20 protein-coding genes are annotated in these 21,737 nt (G+C 66.2%); 3 read left to right on the plus strand and 17 right to left on the minus strand.

What is annotated here, in order from left to right; all coding sequences use genetic code 11:
* The first annotated feature begins 31 nt into the window (after window positions 1-31).
* The gene (locus C4K40_RS13780; protein ID WP_053129197.1) at window positions 32-409 is read left to right on the plus strand and encodes a response regulator; all 378 of its coding nucleotides are present in this window, start codon (window positions 32-34) and stop codon (window positions 407-409) included.
* A 7-nt stretch (window positions 410-416) separates the two neighbouring features.
* Here the strand turns inward: C4K40_RS13780 and C4K40_RS13785 are convergent, their stop codons facing one another.
* From C4K40_RS13785 to mexE, 7 genes are all read right to left on the minus strand, one after another.
* The gene (locus C4K40_RS13785; protein ID WP_053129200.1) at window positions 417-2,087 is read right to left on the minus strand and encodes an ATP-binding protein; all 1,671 of its coding nucleotides are present in this window, start codon (window positions 2,085-2,087) and stop codon (window positions 417-419) included.
* Window positions 2,084-3,586, minus strand: a complete 1,503-nt coding sequence (locus C4K40_RS13790; protein WP_053129203.1) for an ATPase domain-containing protein — start codon at window positions 3,584-3,586, stop codon at window positions 2,084-2,086. The genes C4K40_RS13785 and C4K40_RS13790 overlap by 4 nt, the downstream gene beginning before the upstream one ends.
* A gap of 230 nt (window positions 3,587-3,816) precedes the next feature.
* Window positions 3,817-4,872 (minus strand): HEAT repeat domain-containing protein, encoded by a 1,056-nt coding sequence (locus C4K40_RS13795; protein WP_053131308.1) that lies wholly within the window; start codon window positions 4,870-4,872, stop codon window positions 3,817-3,819.
* Window positions 4,873-4,943: 71 nt separating this feature from the next.
* Window positions 4,944-5,843 carry a bestrophin family protein gene (locus C4K40_RS13800; RefSeq protein WP_053129206.1) on the minus strand — a complete coding sequence of 300 codons (900 nt, stop codon included), beginning with the start codon at window positions 5,841-5,843 and terminating at the stop codon, window positions 4,944-4,946.
* 351 nt (window positions 5,844-6,194) lie between these two features.
* Window positions 6,195-7,616: an efflux transporter outer membrane subunit gene (locus tag C4K40_RS13805; protein ID WP_053129208.1), complete on the minus strand. Its 1,422-nt coding sequence runs from the start codon at window positions 7,614-7,616 to the stop codon at window positions 6,195-6,197.
* Window positions 7,613-10,792: an efflux RND transporter permease subunit gene (locus C4K40_RS13810; protein WP_053129211.1), complete on the minus strand. Its 3,180-nt coding sequence runs from the start codon at window positions 10,790-10,792 to the stop codon at window positions 7,613-7,615. The genes C4K40_RS13805 and C4K40_RS13810 overlap by 4 nt, the downstream gene beginning before the upstream one ends.
* Window positions 10,793-10,807: 15 nt before the next feature.
* Complete coding sequence (gene mexE / locus C4K40_RS13815; protein WP_053129213.1) at window positions 10,808-12,055, minus strand: multidrug efflux RND transporter periplasmic adaptor subunit MexE; 1,248 nt, start codon at window positions 12,053-12,055, stop codon at window positions 10,808-10,810.
* A gap of 295 nt (window positions 12,056-12,350) precedes the next feature.
* Between mexE and C4K40_RS13820 the strand changes: the two genes are divergently transcribed.
* Together C4K40_RS13820 and C4K40_RS13825 are read left to right on the plus strand one after the other, a co-directional pair.
* Entirely contained in the window at window positions 12,351-12,794 is a 444-nt protein-coding gene (locus C4K40_RS13820) for a CopD family copper resistance protein (protein ID WP_053131310.1), read from the plus strand.
* Between the two features lie 105 nt (window positions 12,795-12,899).
* Complete coding sequence (locus C4K40_RS13825; protein WP_053129215.1) at window positions 12,900-14,243, plus strand: coproporphyrinogen III oxidase; 1,344 nt, start codon at window positions 12,900-12,902, stop codon at window positions 14,241-14,243.
* A gap of 181 nt (window positions 14,244-14,424) precedes the next feature.
* Here the strand turns inward: C4K40_RS13825 and C4K40_RS13830 are convergent, their stop codons facing one another.
* From C4K40_RS13830 to C4K40_RS13875, 10 genes are all read right to left on the minus strand, one after another.
* On the minus strand, window positions 14,425-15,912 hold the full coding sequence (locus C4K40_RS13830) for a nitrite reductase (protein ID WP_053129217.1): 1,488 nt from the start codon (window positions 15,910-15,912) through the stop codon (window positions 14,425-14,427).
* Window positions 15,909-16,739, minus strand: coding sequence for a uroporphyrinogen-III C-methyltransferase (cobA, locus tag C4K40_RS13835; RefSeq protein ID WP_053129219.1), 831 nt, complete (start codon window positions 16,737-16,739; stop codon window positions 15,909-15,911). Before cobA ends, C4K40_RS13830 begins: the two co-directional genes overlap by 4 nt.
* Window positions 16,740-16,809: 70 nt before the next feature.
* Entirely contained in the window at window positions 16,810-17,988 is a 1,179-nt protein-coding gene (nirJ, locus tag C4K40_RS13840) for a heme d1 biosynthesis radical SAM protein NirJ (protein ID WP_053129221.1), read from the minus strand.
* A 15-nt stretch (window positions 17,989-18,003) separates the two neighbouring features.
* Window positions 18,004-18,507, minus strand: a complete 504-nt coding sequence (locus C4K40_RS13845) for an Lrp/AsnC family transcriptional regulator (protein WP_053129224.1) — start codon at window positions 18,505-18,507, stop codon at window positions 18,004-18,006.
* Window positions 18,482-18,925, minus strand: coding sequence for an Lrp/AsnC family transcriptional regulator (locus tag C4K40_RS13850; RefSeq protein ID WP_053129227.1), 444 nt, complete (start codon window positions 18,923-18,925; stop codon window positions 18,482-18,484). The genes C4K40_RS13845 and C4K40_RS13850 overlap by 26 nt, the downstream gene beginning before the upstream one ends.
* Window positions 18,918-19,424, minus strand: a complete 507-nt coding sequence (locus C4K40_RS13855; RefSeq protein ID WP_053129230.1) for an Lrp/AsnC family transcriptional regulator — start codon at window positions 19,422-19,424, stop codon at window positions 18,918-18,920. The genes C4K40_RS13850 and C4K40_RS13855 overlap by 8 nt, the downstream gene beginning before the upstream one ends.
* The gene (locus tag C4K40_RS13860; protein ID WP_053129233.1) at window positions 19,421-19,879 is read right to left on the minus strand and encodes an Lrp/AsnC family transcriptional regulator; all 459 of its coding nucleotides are present in this window, start codon (window positions 19,877-19,879) and stop codon (window positions 19,421-19,423) included. The genes C4K40_RS13855 and C4K40_RS13860 overlap by 4 nt, the downstream gene beginning before the upstream one ends.
* Before the next feature lies 1 nt (window position 19,880).
* Window positions 19,881-21,059: a cytochrome D1 domain-containing protein gene (locus C4K40_RS13865; RefSeq protein WP_053129236.1), complete on the minus strand. Its 1,179-nt coding sequence runs from the start codon at window positions 21,057-21,059 to the stop codon at window positions 19,881-19,883.
* On the minus strand, window positions 21,056-21,379 hold the full coding sequence (locus C4K40_RS13870; protein WP_053129239.1) for a cytochrome c: 324 nt from the start codon (window positions 21,377-21,379) through the stop codon (window positions 21,056-21,058). Before C4K40_RS13870 ends, C4K40_RS13865 begins: the two co-directional genes overlap by 4 nt.
* 19 nt (window positions 21,380-21,398) lie before the next feature.
* On the minus strand, window positions 21,399-21,713 hold the full coding sequence (locus C4K40_RS13875) for a c-type cytochrome (protein WP_053129241.1): 315 nt from the start codon (window positions 21,711-21,713) through the stop codon (window positions 21,399-21,401).
* Window positions 21,714-21,737 lie beyond the last annotated feature (24 nt).

Genomic DNA, 21,737 nt, shown 5'->3' on the forward strand with positions numbered 1-21,737 from the left:
TTGCAGTAATTGACCGAACCAAAGGTTTTCCATGAGTGAAGATGCACAAGACGTCGTACTGATCGTCGAAGATGAACCGGTGATCCTGATGCTGCTGGCCGACTACCTGTCGGGCCTGGGCTATCGGGTGCTGCAGGCCGAGAACGGCGAGCAGGCGTTCGAGATCCTGGCCACCAAGCCCAACCTGGACCTGATGGTCACCGATTACCGGCTGCCGGGTGGCATCACCGGGGTGATGATCGCCGAACCCGCGGTCAAGCTGCGCCCGGACCTGAAGGTGATCTTCATCAGTGGTTATCCCAACGAAATCCTCGAGTGCGATAGCCCCATCACCCGCAAGGCGCCGATCCTGGCCAAGCCGTTCGACCTCAATAGCCTGCACGAGCAGATCCAGCAGCTGCTGGCCTGAACCGGCCTCACTCGCGGAGCATTTCCCGCACCTTGGTGGTCAGCAGGTCGAAGGTGAACGGCTTGGTGATCAGCTGCATGCCAGGGTCGAGGAAACCGCCCCGGACCGCCGCATGCTCGGCGTAGCCGGTGATGAACAGCACCTTGAGCTGTGGGCGCAATTGCCGCCCGACTTCCGCCAGTTGCCGGCCGTTCATGCCTGGCAGGCCCACGTCGCTGACCAGGAGGTCGATGCGCTGTGGTGAATCGAGAATCGGCATGGCGCCCTGGGCGTCGCCGGCCTCGAGGAAGTGGTAGCCCAACTCGCCCAGCACGGTACTGACCAGCACCCGCACCGCCGGGTCGTCCTCGACGATCAAGACCGTCTCGCCGTTTTGTGCGGCGACCGCATGCTCCTCCACCTGATGTTCGTCGCTGGCCGAGTCACCGCGAAAACGCGGCAGGTACAGGCAGACCTGGGTGCCCTGGCCCTGGGTACTGTCCAGGGTCACATGGCCGTGGGACTGCTTGCTGAAGCCATAGATCATCGACAGCCCCAGGCCAGTGCCCTGGCCGATAGGCTTGGTGGTGAAGAAGGGGTCGAATACTCGATTGAGGATGGCTTCGGGCATGCCGCAGCCGTTGTCGCTGACCCGCAGCACCACGTAGTCGCCAGGTTCGAGGTTGTCGTGGGCCTGAGTGAAGGCCGCGTCCAGCTGGCGATTGCAGGTCTCCACCAGCAACTGGCCACCGTTGGGCATGGCATCCCGGGCATTGAGCGCGAGGTTGAGCAGGGCGCTCTCGAGCTGGTTGGGGTCGGCCTCGGCCACCCACAGCTGCTCGCACAGGCGCAGTTCCAGCCGGATGTTCTCGCTGAGGCTGCGTTGCAGCAGCTCGCCCATGGAGCTGACCAGGGCATTCATCTCCACGGGCTTGGCATCCAGCGATTGGCGCCGGGAGAAGGCCAGCAGACGGTGGGTCAGGCCGGCGGCGCGGTTGGCCGAGGTCACCCCAAGTTCGATCAGGCTGTCCAGGTCCTCGGTCCGGCCCCGGGCCAGGCGCCGGCGCAGCAGCTCCAGGCTGCCGATGATGCCGGTGAGCATGTTGTTGAAGTCATGGGCGATACCGCCGGTGAGCTGGCCGACCGCTTCCATCTTCTGCGACTGGCGCAGGGCTTCTTCGTTATGCCGCAGCTGCGCGGTGCGTTCCTCCACCTGCTGTTCCAGGGTTTCCAGGGTGCGTTGCAGGCGCAGCTCGCTCTGGCTCAGGTCGATCAGCCGGTCCCGGGCTTCGTATTGGCGGCGCCGGCCACGCAATGCGGTACTGACCAGGCTGATCAGGGTAGCGGGGTGGAACGGCCGTTCGAGGAAGCTGACATTGCCCAACGGCGTACTGAACCTGGCGGCCGGATTCTGTTCCGGCCCGCCATGGTGGGTCAGCAACACAATGGGCAGGTCCGACCAGGCCGGTTGCTGTTCCAGATGGCGCAGCAACGGCTCGAGGTCGACCCCCAGCAAGGCTTCGGCGGCGATGATCGCCAGCCCCGCGCCTTGCTCCAGTTCTTCGCACAGGGCACCCAGATGCGGGGTGATCAAGCTGCTGACGCCGGCTTCGCTCAGCATCATCTGCGCCAGCTGGCTGTCGCGGCCATGGGGCGTTAGCACCAGGGCCCGTTCGGAAAAGGCCGGGCCCAGGATCATGGCACCTCGTCCTTGAGCAATGGCTTGTCCTCGCCCTGGTAGTTGGGCACACCACGCAGTACGCCCTGGAAGGCCTCCAGGGGCTCGCCGATGGTCAGGCCCTGGCCGCTGATGCGGTATTCGCGGATGGTCGATTCGTGGCTGCCAGTGCGTTTCTTGATGATCGAGATGGCTCGGCGCACCTTGCCCAGGGCTTCGAAGTAGCGCAGCAGGATCACCGTATCGGCCAGGTAGGTGATGTCCACCGGGGCTTGCATGTCGCCCACCAGGCCATGCTGGGCCACGGTCATGAAGGTCGCCGCGCCCTGGCGGTTGAGGTACAGCAATAGCTCGTGCATATGCAGTACCAGGGCGTTCTCCTCGGGCATCGCCGCCTGGTAGCCATTGATGCTGTCGATCACCACGGTCTTGATCTGGCCATGGTCGACGCAGCGCCGCACCCGGTGCGACAGCTCGCCTGGCGTCAGCTCGGCGGCGTCCACCTGTTCGATCACCAGGTTGCCGCTGTCGCGCAGGGCTTGCAGGTCGATGCCCAGCTTGGTCATGCGCTCGAACAAGAGCCCCAGTTCTTCATCGAAGATGAACAGCGCGGCCTTTTCGCCCCGGGCCACGGCGGCGGTGGCGAAGATCAGCGCCAGCAACGACTTGCCGGTGCCGGCCGGGCCGAGGATCAGGGTGCTGGAACCGCTGGCTATCCCGCCGCCGAGCAGGGAGTCCAGTTCGGCGATGCCGCTGGTCAAGGTGCCGCGCTGGTAGCCGCTGCGGTGCTCGGCCGCCACCAGGCGCGGGAATACATGCACGCCGCCGCCCAGGATGGTGAAGTCATGGTAGCCGCCGCGATACTTCTGGCCGCGGTACTTCATTATCCGGATACGCCGGCGTTCGGAGCCGTAGCTTGGCGTCAGTTCTTCCAGGCGGATCACTCCATGGGCCACGCTGTGCACGGTCTTGTCCAGGGTGTCGCTGGTCAGGTCGTCCAGCAGCAGGACGGTGGCGTCGTAGCGCACGAAGTAGTGCTTGATCGCCAGGATCTGGCGGCGATAACGCAGGGAGTTCTGCGCCAGCAAGCGGATCTCCGAGAGGCTGTCCACCACCACCCGGGTCGGCTTGACCCGTTCCACCACCTCGAAGATCTGCCTCGTGGCTTCTCCCAGTTCCAGATCCGAGGAATACAGCAGGCTTTGCTGGTGTTCGGTATCGAGCAGGCTCTCCGGTGGGGTCAGCTCGAAGATATGGATATTGTCGTCCAGCTCCCAGCCATGGGACTGGGCGCCCTGGCGCAGTTCGCGCTCGGTTTCCGACAGGGTGATGTACAGGCAGCGCTCACCGGCCTGGGCCCCGGCCCGCAAAAAGTGCAGGGCGATGGTGGTCTTGCCCGTGCCAGGCTCGCCCTCCAGCAGGAATACGTGGCTGCGGGACAGGCCGCCGTTGAGAATGTCGTCCAGGCCTTCGATGCCGATGCTGGCCTTTTCGTTGAGCAACGCAGATGAAGTGATCAAGCAATCCCCTCGCAATGGATCCGATCGGCGGCGGCACGCGGGGCGCGATGCCGCTTTGATCACTTGACCGTTTGCCGCCAGCGCGGTTCAACCTTTTATCGCCACCATGGCTTATAGCCGCTGCCGCGGGCGGGATCGCCTGAAGATCGCAAGAAGGTCCTGCGGACCTTGGCGCAGCCTCGCGGGCGCGTAGCGGCCACGAAAGGGATCGCGCGGTAGGGGGCGGAGGGTCAGAGCCCTTGCTGCAGGGCCGGGTCGTCGGGGTTCTGTTGTTCCAGCTGGGCCAACAGCACCTGGACATTCTGCAACTGGCCGCTTTCCTTCCAGTAACTGATCAGCAGCACCCGCGCCTTGCGGTTGTAGGGTTGGCGCTGGACGATTTCCTCCAGCTGCTTCTGCGCGGCCTCCAGTTCCTGCTCGCTGTGCAGGGTAGTGGCCAGGTCGTAGCGGTAGGCGGCATTGTTCGGCTCCAGCTCCACTGCCCGGGCCAGGCCCAGCAGGGCGAATTCACCCTGGCCGTGGTGCAGCAGCCAGAGCCCCAGGGCGTGCTGCAGGTAGGCCGAGTCCTGCTGGGCCTGCAGTTGCTTGGCCAGCAGTTGGCGGGCCGCCTCGCTCTGGCCCTGCTTGTCCAGCACCTCGATCTGCAAGACCACCGCCTGCAGGTTGTCCGGCGCCAGTTTCAGTGCCTGCTCCAGGGTCTGCTGGGCCCTGGCCAGGTCGGCGTTATGCAGGTACAGGCGAGCCAGCTGGTACTGGGCTTCGACATTGTCGCCACGGGTCCTGAGCACCTGGGTGTATTCATCGATCACCTGCTGCAGCGGGCCGAAGTACAGGCCCTGGTCGTCCGGGGACAGGCCCAGCAGGGCGTCCACCGCGGCGAAGCGCACGCTTTGCTCCGGATCGCTCAGCAAAGGCCCCAGCAGCAGGCTGCGCTTGCCGCTGGGCACCAGGCCGAGCACGCTCTTGATGGCCGCCTTGCGCACTTCGGGCGAAGGGTGCTGCAGGTCGGCATCGGCCAGCTTCAGGGCCTGGGGGCTGGGGTAGTTGGGCAGTACCGCCAGCAGGCGGATACGTTGCTGGTCATCGAGATCCGGACGCCCCAGTTGCTGGTAGAGCACCCTGGCCGCACCGGGTTGGCCGTTGCGCGCCTTCTCCAGGGCCTGGCCGTAGCCGTGCCTGATGGCATCCGGCACCGCCGGCGGAGCGCTGCGCCAGAACGACCAGGCCAGGACCAGGAGGATGACGATGGGCAGGCTGATCAGCAGGTAGCGACGGGCTCGGGTCATGGGCATGGGAAATTGGCGACTTGAAGAGGGAGCAAGCTTCGACCAGGAACCGGCTCGAGTCAAACCCGCGATCAGGTCAACACGTATTCCCGGGGTTCCAGCGGCGGTGGCAGTTGCGGTTCACCCAACGCCGCCAGCACTTCGCGCTCCAGGCCGCGCAGTAGAGCACTGCAGGGCAGGTCGTTGTCGTCGTAGCCGAAGGGGTTTTCGAGGTCGTCGCCGATTTCGTCCAGGCCCAGGAAGGTGTAGCTGACGATGGCGGTGAAGATCGGCGCCAGCCAGCCCAGCGGCTCGGCCATGGCGAACGGCAGGAGAATGCAGAACAGGTAGATGGTGCGGTGCAGCAGCAGGGTATAGGGAAAGGGCAGCGGAGTGTTCTGGATACGTTCGCAGGCCGCCTGGACCAGGCTCAGGCTGACCAGGCGAGTTTCCAGCTGGGTATAGCGCCATTCGCTGATCAGCCCTTGTCGTGCCCATTGCGAGCAGCGCCGGCCGATGTGCTGCAACTGGGCGTCGGTCAGGTTCGGGTGCTGCCGGTCCACGGGCGCCTGGGCCCAGGGTGCCAGGGCACTGGCCTCGTCCTCGTGGCGCAGCCGGGCGATCAGGCTATGGGCGAAACCACAGAGGTCACGCAGCAAGCCTTCACGTTCGCGATGGCCTTCGAGCACCAGGCTCTCGCGGATCAGCGAGCGCACCTCGATGGCCAGCTGCCCCAGTTGCTTGCGGCCCTCCCACCAGCGGTCATAGCAGGCGTTGTTGCGAAAGCTCATGAAAATCGACAACGACAGCCCCAGCAGGGTGAACGGTGTGGCGCTGACCCTGGAGAAGTAGCTGGGCTGCAGGGTTTCCACCAGCACAATGACCGAGGCCAGCAGGGTCACCAGGGCGCAGCGCAAGGCGATGCGCTTGGCGATCGAGCCCTTGAGGGCGAAGAGCAGGGCGATCAGGTTCGGTTTGGGACGCACGATCATGGGCATGAAGGCCTGGGCGACTACGAGGCGAGCGCAGGTTAGGAGCGGGCCGGGTGGCTGTCCAATCGTAATGGCCGACTGGTTGATCGATCCCCTCTATCGGCGATCCTTCGCCGTGTAGCCGCTGTCGAGCCATCGGCGAGGCTGCACGAAGGTCCGCAGGACCTTGCTTGACGATCTTCAGCGGTTGCAAGCGCCTGCGCCTGCTATTTCGACATGCCGCCCAAGCCGGATGCAGCCTTGCGTGGCGGCAGGTCGCTATCCGGGCAAAAAAAAGGCCCCGCGACCGAATGATCCACGGGGCCAAACATTGGTTGGTTGCGGCCAACCAAAGGAGCTCGTTGCAATTCTTTAGTTGCTGGCCACCGTCTCGGGTTGCCAGCCACCGCCCAGGGCCTTGTAGATGGCGACGATGCCGCGGTACAGCTCGACTTCGGCCTGGGCCTGGGAGTCTTCGGCGGCCAGGCGCTCGCGCTGGGCGTCCAGCAGCACCAGGAAGTCCACGGTGCCTTCGCGATAGCGGATCTCGGCCAGATCGGCGGCGGCGCGGCTGGACTCGCTCTGGCGGATCAGCGAGAGCAGGCGCTGCTGACGCTTGCCGTAATCGCTGAAGGCATTCTCCGATTCTTCCAGGGCCAGCAGCACCTGCTGCTCATAGTTGGCCAGGGCGCCGTCGGCATTGGCGTCGGCGCCGCGCAGGCGCGCCCGCACACTGCCCAGGTCGAAGGCGGCCCAGGTGATGCTCGGGCCCAGGGCCCAGGCATTGGCCGCCGAGGAGCCGATCTGCGAACCACGCCCGGCGGTGAAGCCGAGGAAACCACTGAGGCTGACCCGCGGGAACAGATCGGCCTTGGCCACGCCGATTCGCGCGGTGGCGGCGGCCAGCTTGCGTTCGGCGCTGAGGATGTCCGGCCGGCGTTGCAGCAGCTCGCCCGGATCGCCGATCGGCAAGGCCTTGGCAATGGCCGGCAACTGCGCGGGCGAAAGGTCGACACTGAGTTTGTCCGGGCGCTCACCCAGCAGGGTGGCGATGCGGTTGCGCTGGCGCACCTGCTCGGCCTGCAGTTGCGGCACGCTGGCCTCCACCGCTGCCAGGCGCGCATCGGCGCGGACCACGTCCAGCTGGTCGCCCACTCCGGCATCACGCAGGCTTTCGGTGATCTTGCGCGAGGCCTTCTGGTTGTCCAGGTTGGCCAGGGCGATCTTTTCCCGCAGTTGTGCGCCACGCAGCTGGCCGTAGGCATCCACCAGCTCGGCGATCATGGTCACCTGCAACTGGTAGAGGTCGGCCTCGGCGGCTTGCTGGTCGGCTTCGGTGGCTTCCAGGTTGCGCTGGATGCGGCCGAACAGGTCCAGCTCCCAGGCCATGTCCAGCCCCAGGTCGTAGCGCTCGCTATTGACCCGCTTGCTGGTCTGGCCGGGCACCTGGCCCTTGCCCAGGTTGCTGCTGGCGCGGCTGGTGATGGTCGGCATGGCGTCATTGCTGGCGTCATCGCGGATCGCCCGGGCGGCCCGCAGGCGGGCGAAGGCCACCCGCAGCTCACGGTTACCCTTGAGCGACTGGCTCACCAGCTGGTTGAGCGTCGGATCGTCGAACTGCTGCCACCAGATGCCTTCGAAGCGCGCGCGATCGAAGTTCTTCTGGCCCGCAGCGGTGTCGCCGGCGGCGCTGATATGCGCCGCCTCGGTGCTCGGGGTCTGGTAGTCCGGACCTACCGCACAGGCGCTCAGGGCCAGTACCAGCAGGCTCGGCAGGAAGACTTTCGAACTCATTGTTGCGTCTCCAGTTGCAGGGCGCGGGCGGCCTTGCGGGCCTCGCTGCGCTCCACGTAGTTGCGGATCAGGACATAGAACACCGGGGTCAGCAGCAGGCCGAAGAAGGTCACCCCGAGCATCCCGGAGAACACCGCCACACCCATGGCATGACGCATTTCCGCACCTGCGCCGCTGGAGATCACCAGGGGCACTACGCCCATGATGAAGGCGAAGGAGGTCATCAGGATCGGCCGCAGGCGCAGGCGGCAGGCTTCCAGTACCGCGGCCAGCGGGTCCAGGCCTTCCTCTTGCTTGTCCTTGGCGAACTCGACGATCAGGATCGCGTTCTTGCACGCCAGGCCCACCAGTACGATCAAGCCGATCTGGGTGAAGATGTTGTTGTCGCCCCCGGAGATGATCACCCCGGCAATGGCCGACAGCAGGGTCATGGGCACGATCAGGATCACCGCCAGTGGCAGGCTCCAGCTTTCGTATTGGGCGGCCAGCACCAGGAAGGCCAGCAGTACGCACAGTGGGAACACGAACAGCGCGGTGTTGCCAGCCAGGATCTGCTGGTAGGTCAACTCGGTCCATTCATAGGTCATGCCGTTGGGCAGTTCTTCCTTGAGCAGTTTCTCGATCGCCGCTTCCGCTTGCCCGGAGCTGTAGCCCGGAGCTGCCGCGCCGTTGATCTCGGCGGTGACGAAGCCGTTGTAGTGCATGACGCGGTCGGGACCTGCGGTGTCGCTGACTTTGATGAAGGTCGCCAGGGGGATCATCTCGCCCTTGTTGTTGCGCACTTTCAGCTGGCCGATCTGCTCGGCTTCCAGGCGGAACTGCTGCTCGGCCTGGACGTTGACCTGGTAGGTACGTCCGAAGCGGTTGAAGTCGTTGGCATACAGTGAACCCAGGTAGATCTGCAGGGTGTCGAAGATGTCCGAGATCGCCACGCCGTGGGTCTTGGCCTTTTCCCGGTCGATGGCCGCGTCCACCTGGGGCACGTTGACCTGGTAGCTGGTGAACAACCCGGCCAGTTCCGGCACGTTGCGGCTCTTGGCAATGACGTTCTGCACTTCCTTGTACAGGTCCTCGTAGCCCAGGCCGCCGCGGTCCTCGACCTGCAGGCGGAACCCGCCGATGGTGCCCAGGCCCTGTACCGGTGGCGGTGGGAAGATCGCCATGTAGGCATCCTGGATGTCAGCGTACTTGCCGTTCAGGGCCCCGGCGATCGCGCCGGCGGACATGCTCGGGTCCTTGCGCTCCTCAAAGGGCTTCAAGGTGACGAAGACGATGCCGTTGTTCGGGCTGTTGGTGAAGCCGTTGATCGACAGGCCAGGGAAGGCCACGGCGCTTTCCACCCCAGGCTGCTTCAGGGCGATGTCGGACATGCGCTTGATCACGTCTTCGGTACGATCCAGGCTCGCCGCATCCGGCAACTGGGCGAAGGCCACCAGGTACTGCTTGTCCTGGGCCGGAACGAAGCCGGTGGGCGTGTGGGCGAAGCCGAACCAGGTCAGGACCATCAGGCCGGCATACAGGAACAGGGCGATGCCGCTGCCACGAATGACCCGGCGCACGGTGCCGACGTAGCCGTTGCTGGCGCGCTCGAAGAAGCGGTTGAACGGCTTGAACAGCCAGCCACCCAGCAGCTTGTCGAGGAACAGCGAGAAACGGTCCTTGGGCGCGTGGTGTTCCTTGAGCAGCACTGCCGCCAGGGCCGGGGACAGGGTCAGGGAGTTGAAGGCCGAGATCACCGTGGAAATGGCGATGGTCAGGGCGAACTGCTTGTAGAACTGTCCGGTCAGGCCACTGATGAAGGCCGCGGGCACGAATACCGCGCACAGCACCAGGGCGGTGGCGATGATCGGGCCGGTCACTTCGCGCATGGCGCGCTTGGTGGCTTCCACCGGGTTCAGGCCCAGGCCGATGTTACGTTCGACGTTCTCCACCACCACGATGGCGTCGTCCACCACGATGCCGATGGCCAGTACCAGGCCGAACAGCGACAGCGCGTTGAGCGAGAAGCCGAACATGTGCATCACCGCGAAGGTGCCGATCAGCGAGACCGGGACGGCCACCAGCGGGATGATCGAGGCGCGCCAGGTCTGCAGGAACAGGATCACCACCAGCACCACCAGTACCAGGGCTTCGAACAGGGTATGCACCACTGCCTCGATGGAGCCACGGACGAAGATGGTCGGGTCGTAGACGATGCTGAAGTCCATGCCTTCGGGGAAACTCTGCTTGAGCTCGGCCATCTTGGCCCGCACTTCGTTGGAGATCTCGATGGCATTGGAGCCCGGACGCTGGAAGATCGGGATCGCTACCGCCGGCTGATTGTCCAGCAGCGAGCGCAGGGCGTACTGGCTCGACCCCAGCTCGACCCGGGCGATGTCTTTCAGGCGGGTGATCTCGCCGTCTTCGCCGGAGCGAATGATGATGTTCTCGAACTCTTCCTCGGTGACCAGGCGGCCCTGGGTGTTGACCGACAGCTGGAAACTGGTGGCGTTGGGCGCAGGTGGCGCGCCCAGGGCACCGGCAGCCACCTGGCGGTTCTGTTCACGGATTGCGGTGACCACGTCGGTGGCGGTCAGGTTGCGCGAAGCGGTCTTGTTCGGGTCCAGCCACACGCGCAGCGAGTAGTCGCCCATGCCGAACAGCTGCACGTCGCCCACGCCGCCCAGGCGCGCTAGCTCATCCTTGATGTTGAGGATGGCGTAGTTGGACAGGTAGAGCATGTCGTAGCGTTTGTCCGGCGAGGTCAGGTGCACCACCATGGTCAGGTCGGGGGAGGCCTTGTCCACGGTGATACCGATGCGCGTCACTTCTTCCGGCAGCTTGGGCTGGGTCCGGGTCACGCGGTTCTGCACCTGGACCTGGGCGTTGTCCAGGTCGGTGCCCAGGGCGAAGGTCACGGTCAGGGTGATCTTGCCGTCGGCGGTGGATTGCGAGGACATGTAGAGCATGTTCTCGACCCCGGTGATGGCCTGCTCCAGCGGCGCGGCCACGGTTTCACCGATCACCTTGGGGTTGGCCCCCGGGAAGTTGGCGCGTACCACCACGGTCGGCGGGACTACTTCCGGGTATTCGCTGATGGGGAGCTGGAACAGCGAGATGGCGCCGGCGATCAGGATCAGCAGCGATAGCACCGCTGCGAAGATCGGCCTTGATATGAAGAATTGGGAAAAATTCATCTTGAGAGTCGTCCCTTAACCGCGCGGAGTCGCGGCGGCGAGTTTCACGGCCACAGCCGGCTTGGCAGGGGTGACCTGCGGCAGGTTGCTGGCTTCCAGTGCTTGGCGTTGTTGGGCCAGGGCGGCGAGGGTTTCCTTGCTGGCCATGGGGATCACTTCAGGCGTGACCGGTGCCCCCGGGCGTGCCCGTTGCAGGCCCTTGACGATGATGGTGTCGTCCTTGCTCAGGCCGTTGCGCACGATGCGCAGGCCTTCGATCTTCGGCCCCAGTTCGACGGCGCGGTAGGCCGGCTTGTTATCGGCGTCCATCACCAGCACGAACTTCTTGCCCAGGTCGGTGCCCACGGCTTCGTCGTTGATCAGCATCGCCGAGTAAGTACCGCTGCCCACCAGCTTCAGCCGGGCGTAGAGGCCCGGGGTGTAGCTGCCGTCGCTGTTGTCGAACACCGCGCGGCCACGGATGGTGCCGGTCTTGGGGTTGACCTGGTTGTCGACGAAGTTCATCTGGCCCAGGTGCGGGTGGCCGTCCTCGTTGGACAGGCCCAGGTACACCGGGGTGCTCTGGCCGCGCTGGCCCTGGCGGGCGAGCTGGGTGTACTTGAGGTACACGCGCTCGTCGGCGTCGAAGTAGGCGTAGACCTTGTCGGTGGAGACCACGCTGGTCAGCGCGGTGACGTCGGCGGTCACCAGGTTGCCGGCGGTGATCTGCGCCCGGCTGACCCGGCCGCTGATGGGCGCGAGGACGCGGGTGAAGCTGAGGTTGAGCTTGGCCAGGTCCAGTTGCGCCTGGATCGCGTCGACCCCGGCCCGGGCTTCCTGGGCGGCGCTGGTGCGGGTGTCGGCCAGCTCGGCGGAAATCGCGTTGCTGGTCAACAGGCGCTGGCCACGCTGGGCTTCGTTGGCGCTGCGGGTCGCGGTGGCCCGGGCCTGTTGCAGCTGGGCTTCCAGGCGACGCACTTCGGCCTGGAACGGCCGAGGGTCGATCTGGAACAGCAGGTCGCCTTTCTTCACCAGGGCACCTTCGGTGAAGGCCACCTGGTCGATCTGGCCCGAGACCCGTGGGCGGATCTCGACGGTTTCCGGGGCCTCCAGGCGCCCGGTGAACTCATCCCACTCGTTGACGGGCTGCTCCAGCACCTTGGCCACGCTGACCTTGGCTGCCGCCGGGGCGGAGGCGGTCTGTGGAGCCTTGCCGCAGGCGCTCAACACCAGCACGGCGAGCGCGGCTAGTGGAAAACTTAAGAGTTTGACTGACTGGTCCATGGGTACATCCGCCAAGGTAATTTGAGATGGGCGGATGATGCTCGGCGGGTTTGTATCTCACGAATCGAATGAAGCAAAGGTAACTATCATTCGGAATGATATAAGCCCATGGCAAGCCCTCTAGCATGCGCCTTTCGTTAGGCCCCTATCAATTCCCTCGGACGCAAATAATCATTGTCCTGCACGCAATATTGGCGCGGCGCTACCTCGACGCGAAATTCCTTGATTGGCATCAAACGGCTCAAGCCAGTGCGGCGCTAGGCTGGAATCCACACCGGCCATCGACGAGGGGATGATGATCTATCCCGTACTGCTGATCCTGCATCTGTTCGCCGCGCTGGTATTCATCGGCACGGTGTTCTTCGAAGTGCTGTTCCTGGAGAACATTCGCCGGCAATTGCCGGCCAGGCTCATGCTGTTGCTCGAACAGGCCGTCGGCCGGCGGGCGCGACAACTGATGCCCTGGGTATTGCTGGTGCTGTTCGGCGCTGGCATCGGCATGGTCTGGCAGCGTTACCTGCCGTTGCTGGCTGCGCCGCTGGAGTCCTCGTTCGGCACCTTGCTGCTGCTCAAGATCTTGCTGGCCGCCAGCGTCCTGGTGCATTTCCTCGGCGCCATGCTGCTGTTCCGTACCGAGCGCATGACCGCCCGCTGGGTGCGCTTCATCCACGGCAGCGTCTTCACCCATATGCTGGCCATAGTGCTGCTGGCCAAGGCCATGTTCTACCTCACCTGGTAGCCGCGCCCCGCGCCGGCCACCCCAGGTGGGTTTGATGCAGGTCAAGGTCCCTCTGCGGCCAGCGGTCGACACTGAAGTTTTGCAGCCCGTCTCGGAGCTTCTGTCATGTTCGATGTCATTCACTCTCGCCGCGGACGGGGCGTGCAGCGTGACCAGGGGGGACTCGAGCCCCGCTACCATGTCGAGGTCGGCCAGTTCCACGCCGGCGTCGGTTCCCTGGATGTGCTGCGGGCTTTGCGCGCCAGCCGGAGCAAACCCCGGCCACTGGCCCTGAACCTGCACCTGCCCGGCAGGTTGCGGATCGCCGGCCAACCCATGGCGACCTACCTGGATGCCCTGTCCCGGGAGATCCAGCTAGTGGCCTGCCACCTGGGCAATGCCCAGCGGGTCGAGCAGTTCCACTTTGCCGGCGGCACCCCCGACCCGGCGCACTTGCAGCGGCTGATGGAGCTGCTGCGCAAGCGCTTCAACTTCCTCGACCACGACAGCGGCGACTATGGCGTCGAGGTCGATTTGCCGAGCACCGACTGGGCCAGCATGGGCCTGCTCCGCGACCAGGGTTTCAACCACGTGAGCATCGGCGTGCCCGATGGCGCTTGTGCCTGCGAGCGCGCGCCGGCCTGGCGCCAGGATCCGGCGCCGATCCAGTCGTTGCTCGATGCGGCGCGTACCTTCGGTTATCGCTCGGTGAGTGTCGACCTGGGGTACGGCCACGCCTGGCAGACCCCGGACAGCTTCGCCCTGAAGCTCGATACCCTGGTCGAGCTGGAGCCCGACCGCGTGCAAGTATTCGACTACGCGCAACCGCCCCGGCGCTATGCCCAGGCTCCCCGGCAGGCGGCCAGCACCCTGGGGGACAAGGCGCGGATGCGCCGCCTGTGTTTCGAGCGCCTGCCCCAGGCGGGCTACCTGCACATCGGCCTGGGGCTGTTCGTGCGTCCCGATGACGACCTGGCCATGGCCCAGGAGCGTGGCGCCCTGAGTCGCAATTACCAGGGCTTCACCCGGCACGGCTACTGCGACCAGATCGGCCTGGGGCTGGGCGCGGTCAGCCAGTTCGATGCTCTGCATGCGCAGAACACCGAGGTGCTGGGCGACTACCTGGAGCAACTGCAACACAACCAGCTGGCCACCTGGGGCGGCTGGCGCTGCGAGGGCGGCGCGCAGATCCGCCAGCAAGTGATGGAGCGCCTGGCCTGTGACCTGGAGCTGGATGTGCGAGCCGTCGAGCAACGTCATGGTCTGGTCTTGCGCCAGTTCTTCCCCGGTGCCTGGCGTGCGCTCGAGGCCATGAGCAGCGCAGGGCTGGTGGAACTGAGCGAGGATTTCATCAGCATCCTGCCGGCCGGGCGCCTGGAAGTGGACGCCATCTGCCAGCTGTTCGAGCACCTGGCGCCGGCAGGACCGGCGGCCGGGAGCGACTGGCTGGATCACGACGCCCGTCCTTGATGGCGGGCGCGTTGGCCAGGGCTAGCAGGCCGTTGAAAAACTGCCTGCGTTGCCATCGCTGCGTTGAAAACAAGCTGGTGCGCCAGCCCGGTCAAAATGCTCATTTACCACTCGTAAACTGCGCTTTTTCGCCTGTTCTTGTCTTGCGCTGACTGCCTCGCCTACGTTTTTCGACGGTCTGCTAGTGCGAGGTGCCCTCGGCGAACTCGATCTTGTTGCCCACGTTGTACTTGCCTGAAGGCTTGTTCATGGGAATGCGCTTGATCTCCTTCAGGGTCTGGCTGTCGTAGACGATCAACGCGCCGTCGTTGGCCCAGATGCTCAGCAACAGGTAGCGACCGTCATGGCTGAACTCCACATGGGCGGCGGTCTTGCCCGGCACCGGGCGCAAGGTGTGGGCGATTTCCAGGGTCTGTTTGTCGATCAGGTGGATGGCGTCGTTGTCCGGGCCGAAGAACACATCGGTCCAGGCGTAGGCCGAGTTGGCATGGCTGCGCATGAAGAAGCCCGGGCCCAGGGTCGGAATCTCCTTGATCAGCTTCCAGGTCTTGAGGTCGATCACCGAGACCAGGCCCTTGCTGATGTTCGGCGTGGCGAACACCCAGTCGCCGTTGCGCTGCCAGTAGGTCCCCGAGCCCAGGTGCGGCATGCCGGGCAGGGCGATGTTGGCCACCACCCGGCCGCTGTCCAGGTCCAGCACCTGGCCGCCCTGGGCCTGGCGCGAAGTGGCCAGCAATTGGCGGTAGTCGGGTGAGAAGGAAAAGTCGTCGAGCATGTCCTGAGCCTGGATCCGCCGTGGGCTGAAGTCCGGGTTGCTGCCGGCGCTGGACAGCTCCCAGACTTCCTTCACGTCCTTGAGCGCGACGATGAAGCTGTCCCGGGGTGGGGCGGTGTACACCGCGCTGACCCGCGACGGGGTGCCGTCCTGGCCGATGGTGGCGATGCTCTTGACCGGGGTCAGGTCGCGGGCGTCCAGCAGCACCAGGTTGCCCGGCAGGTAGTTGCCCACCAGCACCCAGCGTCCATCCTTGCTCACCGCCAGGTTGCGGGTGTTGAGCCCGGCCCGCACCTCGGCCACCAGCTTGAGGTTGTGCAGGTCGTACTGGCTGACCCAGCCATCGCGGGAGGCCAGGTAGACGAAGCGCCCGTCGGGGGAGAATTTCGGCCCGCCGTGCACGGCGAAATGGGTGGCGAAACGCGCCAGCACAGTGAAGCGGTCGCCATCGAGGATGCTGATGTGATGGTCGCCGGCTTCCACCACCACGAACAGGTTCAGCGGGTCGGCGCCATGCTGGGGTGTGGCGGGCAGTTGCTCGATGGGGTTGAGCACCTGGTGGCTGGCGCGGACCTGCTCCTCGCTCCAGGTCGGCGGCGTGGCCGGCGGTTGTTGCAGGTAGGCGGCCAGGGCGTCGATGCGCTCCGGCCCCAGCACCTGGGCGAAGCCGGCCATCTGGCTGGCCGGACGGCCGGCGCTGATCACTTGTCGGATCTCGGCCGGCTTGATCCGTCCCAGGCTCTCGGGCAACAACGCCGGCCCGCTGCCGCCAAAGCGGTTGGCAGCGTGGCAGGCCTGGCAATACTGCTGGTAATCCCGGGCGGCCTGGTCGAGGGCCGGGCTGCCATGGGCCGGGCTGATCCACAACAGCGGCAGCAACCACAGGGCCCTCATGGCGTCAGCTCCAGTTCGAGCCCGGCGCCGGCGAAATGCGCGGGTTGCTCCATGCTGTGCTGGGCGAACAAGCCGACCACCTTGCCGATCACGGTGAGCGTCGGGGTGGCCAGGGAGCATTGCCCGGCCAATGCCGGCAGTTGCGCCAGGCGGCCACGCAGGACCTGCTGGTCGCGGCAGGTGCCCCGGCTGATCAACGCCGCCGGGGTATCAGCGGCCAAGCCGGTGGCCAGCAGGCGCTCGGTGATCAACCCGAGGTTGCCCAGCCCCATGTAGAACACCAGGGTCTGGCTGCTGTCGGCCAGGCTCTGCCAGGGCAGGTCGAGGGCGCCATCGCGTTGCAGGTGGCCCGTGATGAAGCGGCAGGAGCTGACCAGGTCGCGATGGGTCAGGGGAATCCCGGCATAGGCGCTGCAACCGGCCGCGGCGGTGATGCCCGGCACCACCTGGCAGTCCACGCCTTGTTGCAGCAGGTAGTCCAGTTCCTCGGCGCCACGGCCGAAGATGAACGGATCGCCGCCCTTGAGCCGCACCACCCTCAGCCCCTGCTGGGCCAGCTCGGCCAACAACTGGTTGATCCGTGGTTGCGGCAGGCTGTGGTAGCCGCTGCTCTTGCCCACGTAGTGGCGCTGGCAACGGCTGGGGATCAGCGCCAGCAGCTCGGCGCTGATCAGCCGGTCATGGACCACGGCATCGGCCTGCATCAGCAGGCTCCAGGCACGCAGGGTCAACAGGCGCGGATCGCCCGGCCCGGCGCCGACCAGGGCGACTTCCCCGGGGTTGAACGGCGAGTGTAGGGCGGCAGGTAGAGTGAGGGCTGAATGCATGTGGGCGATCCTCGATCCATCATCAGGGTGGCCGGCTGCGCCTGTATCGACGCTTGCCGAGGCCAGGTTCTCAACAGGTGACGCAGGGAATGCGGGCGAGCGGGGGCAGGCCGATTTCTTCATCGCTCAGGTGGCAGCCCGGGTCCTGGCCCCAGAGGTCGCCGGCGGCCCAGGCGCGGGTGCGGGTATTGCCGTTGCAGATGGCCAGCCAGCGGCAGCTGGCGCAACGCCCGGTGACGGCGCGCGGATGCTGGCGCAACTGGCGCAGCAGGGCGTCGGGTTGCTCCAGCCACAGGGTGCGAAATGGCGTGTGCCGCACGTTGCCCACCGAGTGTTGCCACCAGTAGGTGTCGGGGTGCACTTCGCCGGTGTTGTCGATGTTGGCGATGCCGCTGCCCGAGGCATTGCCGCCCCAGGCCCGGAGCATCTGTTCCAGCTGTGGGTACTGCCCGGGAAGGTGGCGCCGGGTCCAGTGCAGCAGGAGGATGGCGTCGGCGTCGTTGTTGCCGCTGACGAAGTCGCTGTCACGGCCCTGGGCGATGTCCTCCCAGGCCCGGTCGAACAACAGAGCCATGGCCTCGCGGCTCATCTGCAGGTGGGCATCGAGGCCGCGGCTGCGTTTGCCCCGGCCACTGTAGTTGAGGTGCGAGAGGTAGAACTTCTGCACGTCCAGGTCGCGCATCAGGGCCAGCAGCTCGGGCAGTTGTTGGTGGTTGTCGCGGGTCAGGGTGGTGCGCATGCCCACGCGGATGCCTCGCTCGCGACACAGGCGCATGGCCTTGAGCGAGCGGGCGAAGCTGCCCTTGAGCTGGCGAAAGCTGTCGTGGGTGTCCTGCAGGCCGTCGATGCTGATGCCCACGTAGTCGAAATCGGCGGCGCTCACTTGCTCGATATTGTTCTCGTCGATCAGCGTGCCGTTGCTCGACAGCGCGACGAACATGCCATGGGCCCTGGCGTGGGCGCTGAGCTGGAACAGATCGTCGCGCAGCAGCGGCTCGCCGCCGGAGAGAATCAGCACCTTGACCCCGGCCTCGGCCAAATCGTCGATTACCTGCAAGGCCGCCGGGGTGTCGAGCTCGTCGCGGAACACGCTGTCGGCCGAGGTGGCGTAGCAGTGCTTGCAGGTCAGGTTGCACCGGCGCAGCAGGTTCCAGATCACCACCGGCGGGCGGCTGCTGCCCGGTATGCTGGTGCGGGGGGGCGGCGCCTGGCCGGCCAGGACGCGCAAGTAATGGCTGATCCTCAACATGCAACTCTCCTTGTCTCAGTGCTGTTGGGCGTGCAGGCGCAGGCCGGTCTTCTTCAGGATGCGGCTGCTGACCAGCATCTCGTCGGCCCGGCAGGCCTGTCCCAGCAGATAGCGCAGGTGCTCGCGATAGCTGTCGATCTCCATGGCGCTGCGGCCGTGGACCATGGCGAACAGGTTGTAGCGCCACTGCTCGCGGCGCGGGCGCCGGTAGCAATGGCTGACGAAGGGCTGGGCGCCGATCAGTTGGCCCAGGCGCGGCATGTGCTCGTCGTCGACGTCCCAGACGGTCATGCCGTTGAAGCGATAACCCAGGCGATAGTGGTTGGGCACCGCGGCGATGCGGCGGATGGCGCCCTCGGCCTGCAGGCGCTGGAGCAGCTCCAGGGTTGCGTCGCGGCTCAGTTGCAGTTGCTCGGCCAGCCAGCCCCAGGGGTCGTCCACCAGGGGCAGGCCGGCCTGGGTCAGGGCCACCAGGCGCAGCTCCAGCGCGCGTTCAGACCGGGAAGTACAGGCCGACATGGTAGGTCTCCTCCTTGGGCAGGTTGAGCACGGCAAGGCCGCTGTCCTGCTCGATGCGCCGCAGGGTCTGGCGCAGCTCGCGCTCGCTGGCGCAACCGAGCACGAACCACATGTTCCAGGCATGTTCGCGACGGTAGTTGTGGGCCACCTCGGGCATGGCCTCCAGCAGCGCCGCGACCGCCTCGAAGCGTTCCTCGGGCACGCACAGCGCCGCCAGGGTGAAGGCGCCGCCCAGGCGCTCGATATCGAACATCGGGCCGAAGCGGGTCAGGGTGCCGTCGTCCAGCAGGCGCTGCACGCGCTGGCGCAGGACCTGGCTGTCGCTGCAGAGCTCCTGGGCCAATACCTGCCAGGGCTCGGGCACCAGCGGCAGGCCCAGTTGCAGGCGGTTGACCAGGCGCCGGTCCAGCTCATCCATGGCTCACCGCCCCCGGGGCGAAGCGCCCGCCGCACTGCTTGAAGGCCTGGGTGCTGAACAGCACCTGGTGGGGCAGGTCACTGAGCAGATGGCGCTGCAACAGGTCGTGGATCTGCGCCTCGACCCGTTGGCGCTGGCGGCCGTGGATCATGCAGAACAGGTTGTAGCGCCATTGCGGCAGGCGCCGCGGCCGCTGGTAGCACAGGCTCACCGCCGACTCGCCGCCCAGGCGCTGGCCGACTTCGTCGATCAGCGCGTCGGGAATGTCCAGCACCAGCATGGCGTTGGCGGTAAAACCCAGGGCGCGATGGTTGAGCACCAGGCCCAGGCGGCGGAACAGCCCCTGGTGCTGCCATTGTTCGACCTGGGCCAGCACCTGGGGCTCTTCGGCGCCGATCTGCCGGGCCAGGGCTTGGTAGGGGCGGGCCTCCAACGGCAGGCCGGTCTCCAGCAGGCGGCGCAGGGCCAGGGCCTGGCAGGCATCGAGGGCGGCGTTCATGGGGCGTCTCCCAGGGCGAAACCCAGGTCGATGCGATAGGCCGTGAGCATCGGCAGGTCCAGGGGGACCAGGCCGGTGTCGGCCTGCAATTCGGCGAGGACGTTCTGCAGGTGCGCCCGGTCCGGTCCGGTGAGCACGAACCACAGGTTGTAGTGGTGCTCGCGGGCGTAGTTGTGATTGACCTCGGGGTAGTGGTTGATGCGCTCGGCCACTTGCTGCAGGCGCTCCTGGGGCACCGCCAGGGCCGCCAGGGTGCTGGCCCCGGCGCGGCGGTGCTCGAACACCGGGCCGATGCGCGACAGGCGCCCGTGCTCGGTCATCCGCTGCAGGCAGGCGATCACCTGCTCCTGGCTGCAATCCAGGGCCTGGGCCATTTCCAGGTAGGGTTCGGCGCACACCGGCATGCCGTGCTGGAAGCGTTCGATCAGGCGTTGCTCCAGGGTGTCGAGGGGCATGTCAGTACCCCATCTGCTGGGCGCGGCTGCTGAAGAAGATTCCGCTGGGCGCGGCGGCCGGCAGGCTGTGCCGCAGCTGGAGGCGGTAGGGGTCCCAGATTTGCAACTGGTCGCCATCGCGCACCGACAGCCACAACTGGTCGCCACGGGCGGTGAATTCCATATGCAGCACCCCGGGCCCGGGCCGCAGGTCGGCGACGATCTGGTGGCTCTCGCTGTCGATCACCTGCACCCGGTCGTTATCCGGGTAGGCGAAGTTGACCCACAGCTGGCGGCCGTCGGGGCGCGCGGTGACGAACACTGGCTGGCCGGCCACGGCGATGGCGGCGCTCTGCTGCCAACTGCGCGCATCCATCACCAGTACCTGGTGGCGGCCCACGGCGGGGACGAACGCCTGGTCGCCGGCCACGGCCCAGCCTTCCAGGTGGGGCATCTTGTACACCGGCAGTTTTTCCTGGCCACGGCCATAGTCGCCAAGCACTCGCTTGACCCCGCGTTCCGGGTGCCAGAGGTCGAGCTGGGCCATGCCGTCCTCGCCGAACAGGCCGGCCATGTAATAGCGGCCGTCGGTGGTGATCAGCGCATCGTAGGGCTGCTGGCCGATGCCGGTGTAACGGGTGATGCGCGGCGTGTTGCCCTGGCTGAAGTCGGCGCTCCAGATCTCGCCGGTGTCGAACAGGCTGAACACGAAACGCTGGCCCGGGGCATCCACCAGGCCCACCACCCGCGAGCGCTTCTTGCCGTCGGCCAGCAGCGTGGCGGGGATATCGGCCACCAGCTCCAGGGTGGCGGCGTCGAACACCTTGACCCCGCCCGGCACATAGTTGGATACCGCGATCAGGCGCCCGTCCTGGCTGATGGCGCCGCCGATGCTGTTGCCGCCCTGGATCACCCGCCGGGCGATGCGCTGTTCGAGCAAGTCGACCTGGGTCAGGCCGCCGTCGCGGCCGAACACATAGGCGTAGCGCTGGTCGCGGGAGAACACCGCCGAGGCGTGGGACAGGTCGCCCAGCCCTTCGATACGGGCCAGGGCCCGGCCCTGGCTGCTCTCGACGATCTGCACGCTGCCGGTGGCACGCTCCACCACCAGGCCCAGGTCGCCACTGCCACGCAGCGGGACTTGGGCACAGGCGGACAACAGCAGGGCGCACGCCGCGCCGAGCATCAGGGGACGGATCATGGTTCAGAGGTTCCTTGCAAGAGATGATCGACCAGCCAGCCGATGTCCTCGGCGCTCAGTAGCGGCTCCCAGGGCGGCATGGCGGTGCCGGGCCGACCCAGGCGCACGGTGGCGACCAGGCCGTCGCGGGGTTTGCCGGCCAGGGCGGCAGGGGTCAGTTCCGGGCCCAGGCCGCCGGTCAGGTGCAGGCCATGGCAGGCGCCGCAGTCCTGTTCCAGCAGGTGTTGCAGCTGCGCCTGGCGCTGGGCGTCAGGCGCGGCATGAAGAGGGGGGCAAAGCAGGAGGGTCGCCAGGATCACTGCGCGGGGGTAGCTGTTCATAACGCCCTCCTGGTCGGTTTCATTTCAGGCTCAGGACCCACTTGGCCAGCTGCGCCGCTTCTTCTTCGCTGACCGCGTTGGCCGGCATCGGGATCGGCCCCCAGTTGCCCTGGGTGCCGTTCTTGATGTGTCCGGCCAGGGTCTGGGCAGCACCGGCGACCCCGGCATTCTTGGCCGCCACCTCCTTGAGCGCAGGCCCCACCAGCTTGCTGTCCACGCTATGGCAGGCCACGCAGGACTTGCTCTGGAACAGGGCCAGGCCGTCGTCGGCCAAGGCGGTTTGCAGGTTCAACGCACAGCTCAGGACGAAGAGTGAAAGCAGGGTATTTTTCATGGCGATTCCTTGCGTTGATAAAAC

It is taken from the genome of Pseudomonas sp. CMR5c (assembly GCF_003850545.1).
Classification (GTDB): domain Bacteria; phylum Pseudomonadota; class Gammaproteobacteria; order Pseudomonadales; family Pseudomonadaceae; genus Aquipseudomonas; species Aquipseudomonas piscis.

Excerpts from the sequence above, each read along its gene's own strand:
- C4K40_RS13795 (WP_053131308.1), bottom strand. The coding sequence starts at position 4,872 with ATGACCCGAGCCCGTCGCTACCTGCTGATCAGCCTGCCCATCGTCATC.
- C4K40_RS13875 (WP_053129241.1), bottom strand. The coding sequence starts at position 21,713 with ATGAAAAATACCCTGCTTTCACTCTTCGTCCTGAGCTGTGCGTTGAAC.
- C4K40_RS13805 (WP_053129208.1), bottom strand. The coding sequence starts at position 7,616 with ATGAGTTCGAAAGTCTTCCTGCCGAGCCTGCTGGTACTGGCCCTGAGC.
- C4K40_RS13855 (WP_053129230.1), bottom strand. The coding sequence starts at position 19,424 with ATGAACGCCGCCCTCGATGCCTGCCAGGCCCTGGCCCTGCGCCGCCTG.
- C4K40_RS13845 (WP_053129224.1), bottom strand. The coding sequence starts at position 18,507 with ATGTCGGCCTGTACTTCCCGGTCTGAACGCGCGCTGGAGCTGCGCCTG.
- C4K40_RS13820 (WP_053131310.1), top strand. The coding sequence starts at position 12,351 with ATGATCTATCCCGTACTGCTGATCCTGCATCTGTTCGCCGCGCTGGTA.
- C4K40_RS13870 (WP_053129239.1), bottom strand. The coding sequence starts at position 21,379 with ATGAACAGCTACCCCCGCGCAGTGATCCTGGCGACCCTCCTGCTTTGC.
- C4K40_RS13850 (WP_053129227.1), bottom strand. The coding sequence starts at position 18,925 with ATGGATGAGCTGGACCGGCGCCTGGTCAACCGCCTGCAACTGGGCCTG.
- nirJ (WP_053129221.1), bottom strand. The coding sequence starts at position 17,988 with ATGTTGAGGATCAGCCATTACTTGCGCGTCCTGGCCGGCCAGGCGCCG.
- cobA (WP_053129219.1), bottom strand. The coding sequence starts at position 16,739 with ATGCATTCAGCCCTCACTCTACCTGCCGCCCTACACTCGCCGTTCAAC.
- C4K40_RS13810 (WP_053129211.1), bottom strand. The coding sequence starts at position 10,792 with ATGAATTTTTCCCAATTCTTCATATCAAGGCCGATCTTCGCAGCGGTG.
- mexE (WP_053129213.1), bottom strand. The coding sequence starts at position 12,055 with ATGGACCAGTCAGTCAAACTCTTAAGTTTTCCACTAGCCGCGCTCGCC.
- C4K40_RS13780 (WP_053129197.1), top strand. The coding sequence starts at position 32 with ATGAGTGAAGATGCACAAGACGTCGTACTGATCGTCGAAGATGAACCG.
- C4K40_RS13860 (WP_053129233.1), bottom strand. The coding sequence starts at position 19,879 with ATGCCCCTCGACACCCTGGAGCAACGCCTGATCGAACGCTTCCAGCAC.
- C4K40_RS13825 (WP_053129215.1), top strand. The coding sequence starts at position 12,900 with ATGTTCGATGTCATTCACTCTCGCCGCGGACGGGGCGTGCAGCGTGAC.
- C4K40_RS13865 (WP_053129236.1), bottom strand. The coding sequence starts at position 21,059 with ATGATCCGTCCCCTGATGCTCGGCGCGGCGTGCGCCCTGCTGTTGTCC.
- C4K40_RS13800 (WP_053129206.1), bottom strand. The coding sequence starts at position 5,843 with ATGATCGTGCGTCCCAAACCGAACCTGATCGCCCTGCTCTTCGCCCTC.
- C4K40_RS13830 (WP_053129217.1), bottom strand. The coding sequence starts at position 15,912 with ATGAGGGCCCTGTGGTTGCTGCCGCTGTTGTGGATCAGCCCGGCCCAT.
- C4K40_RS13785 (WP_053129200.1), bottom strand. The coding sequence starts at position 2,087 with ATGATCCTGGGCCCGGCCTTTTCCGAACGGGCCCTGGTGCTAACGCCC.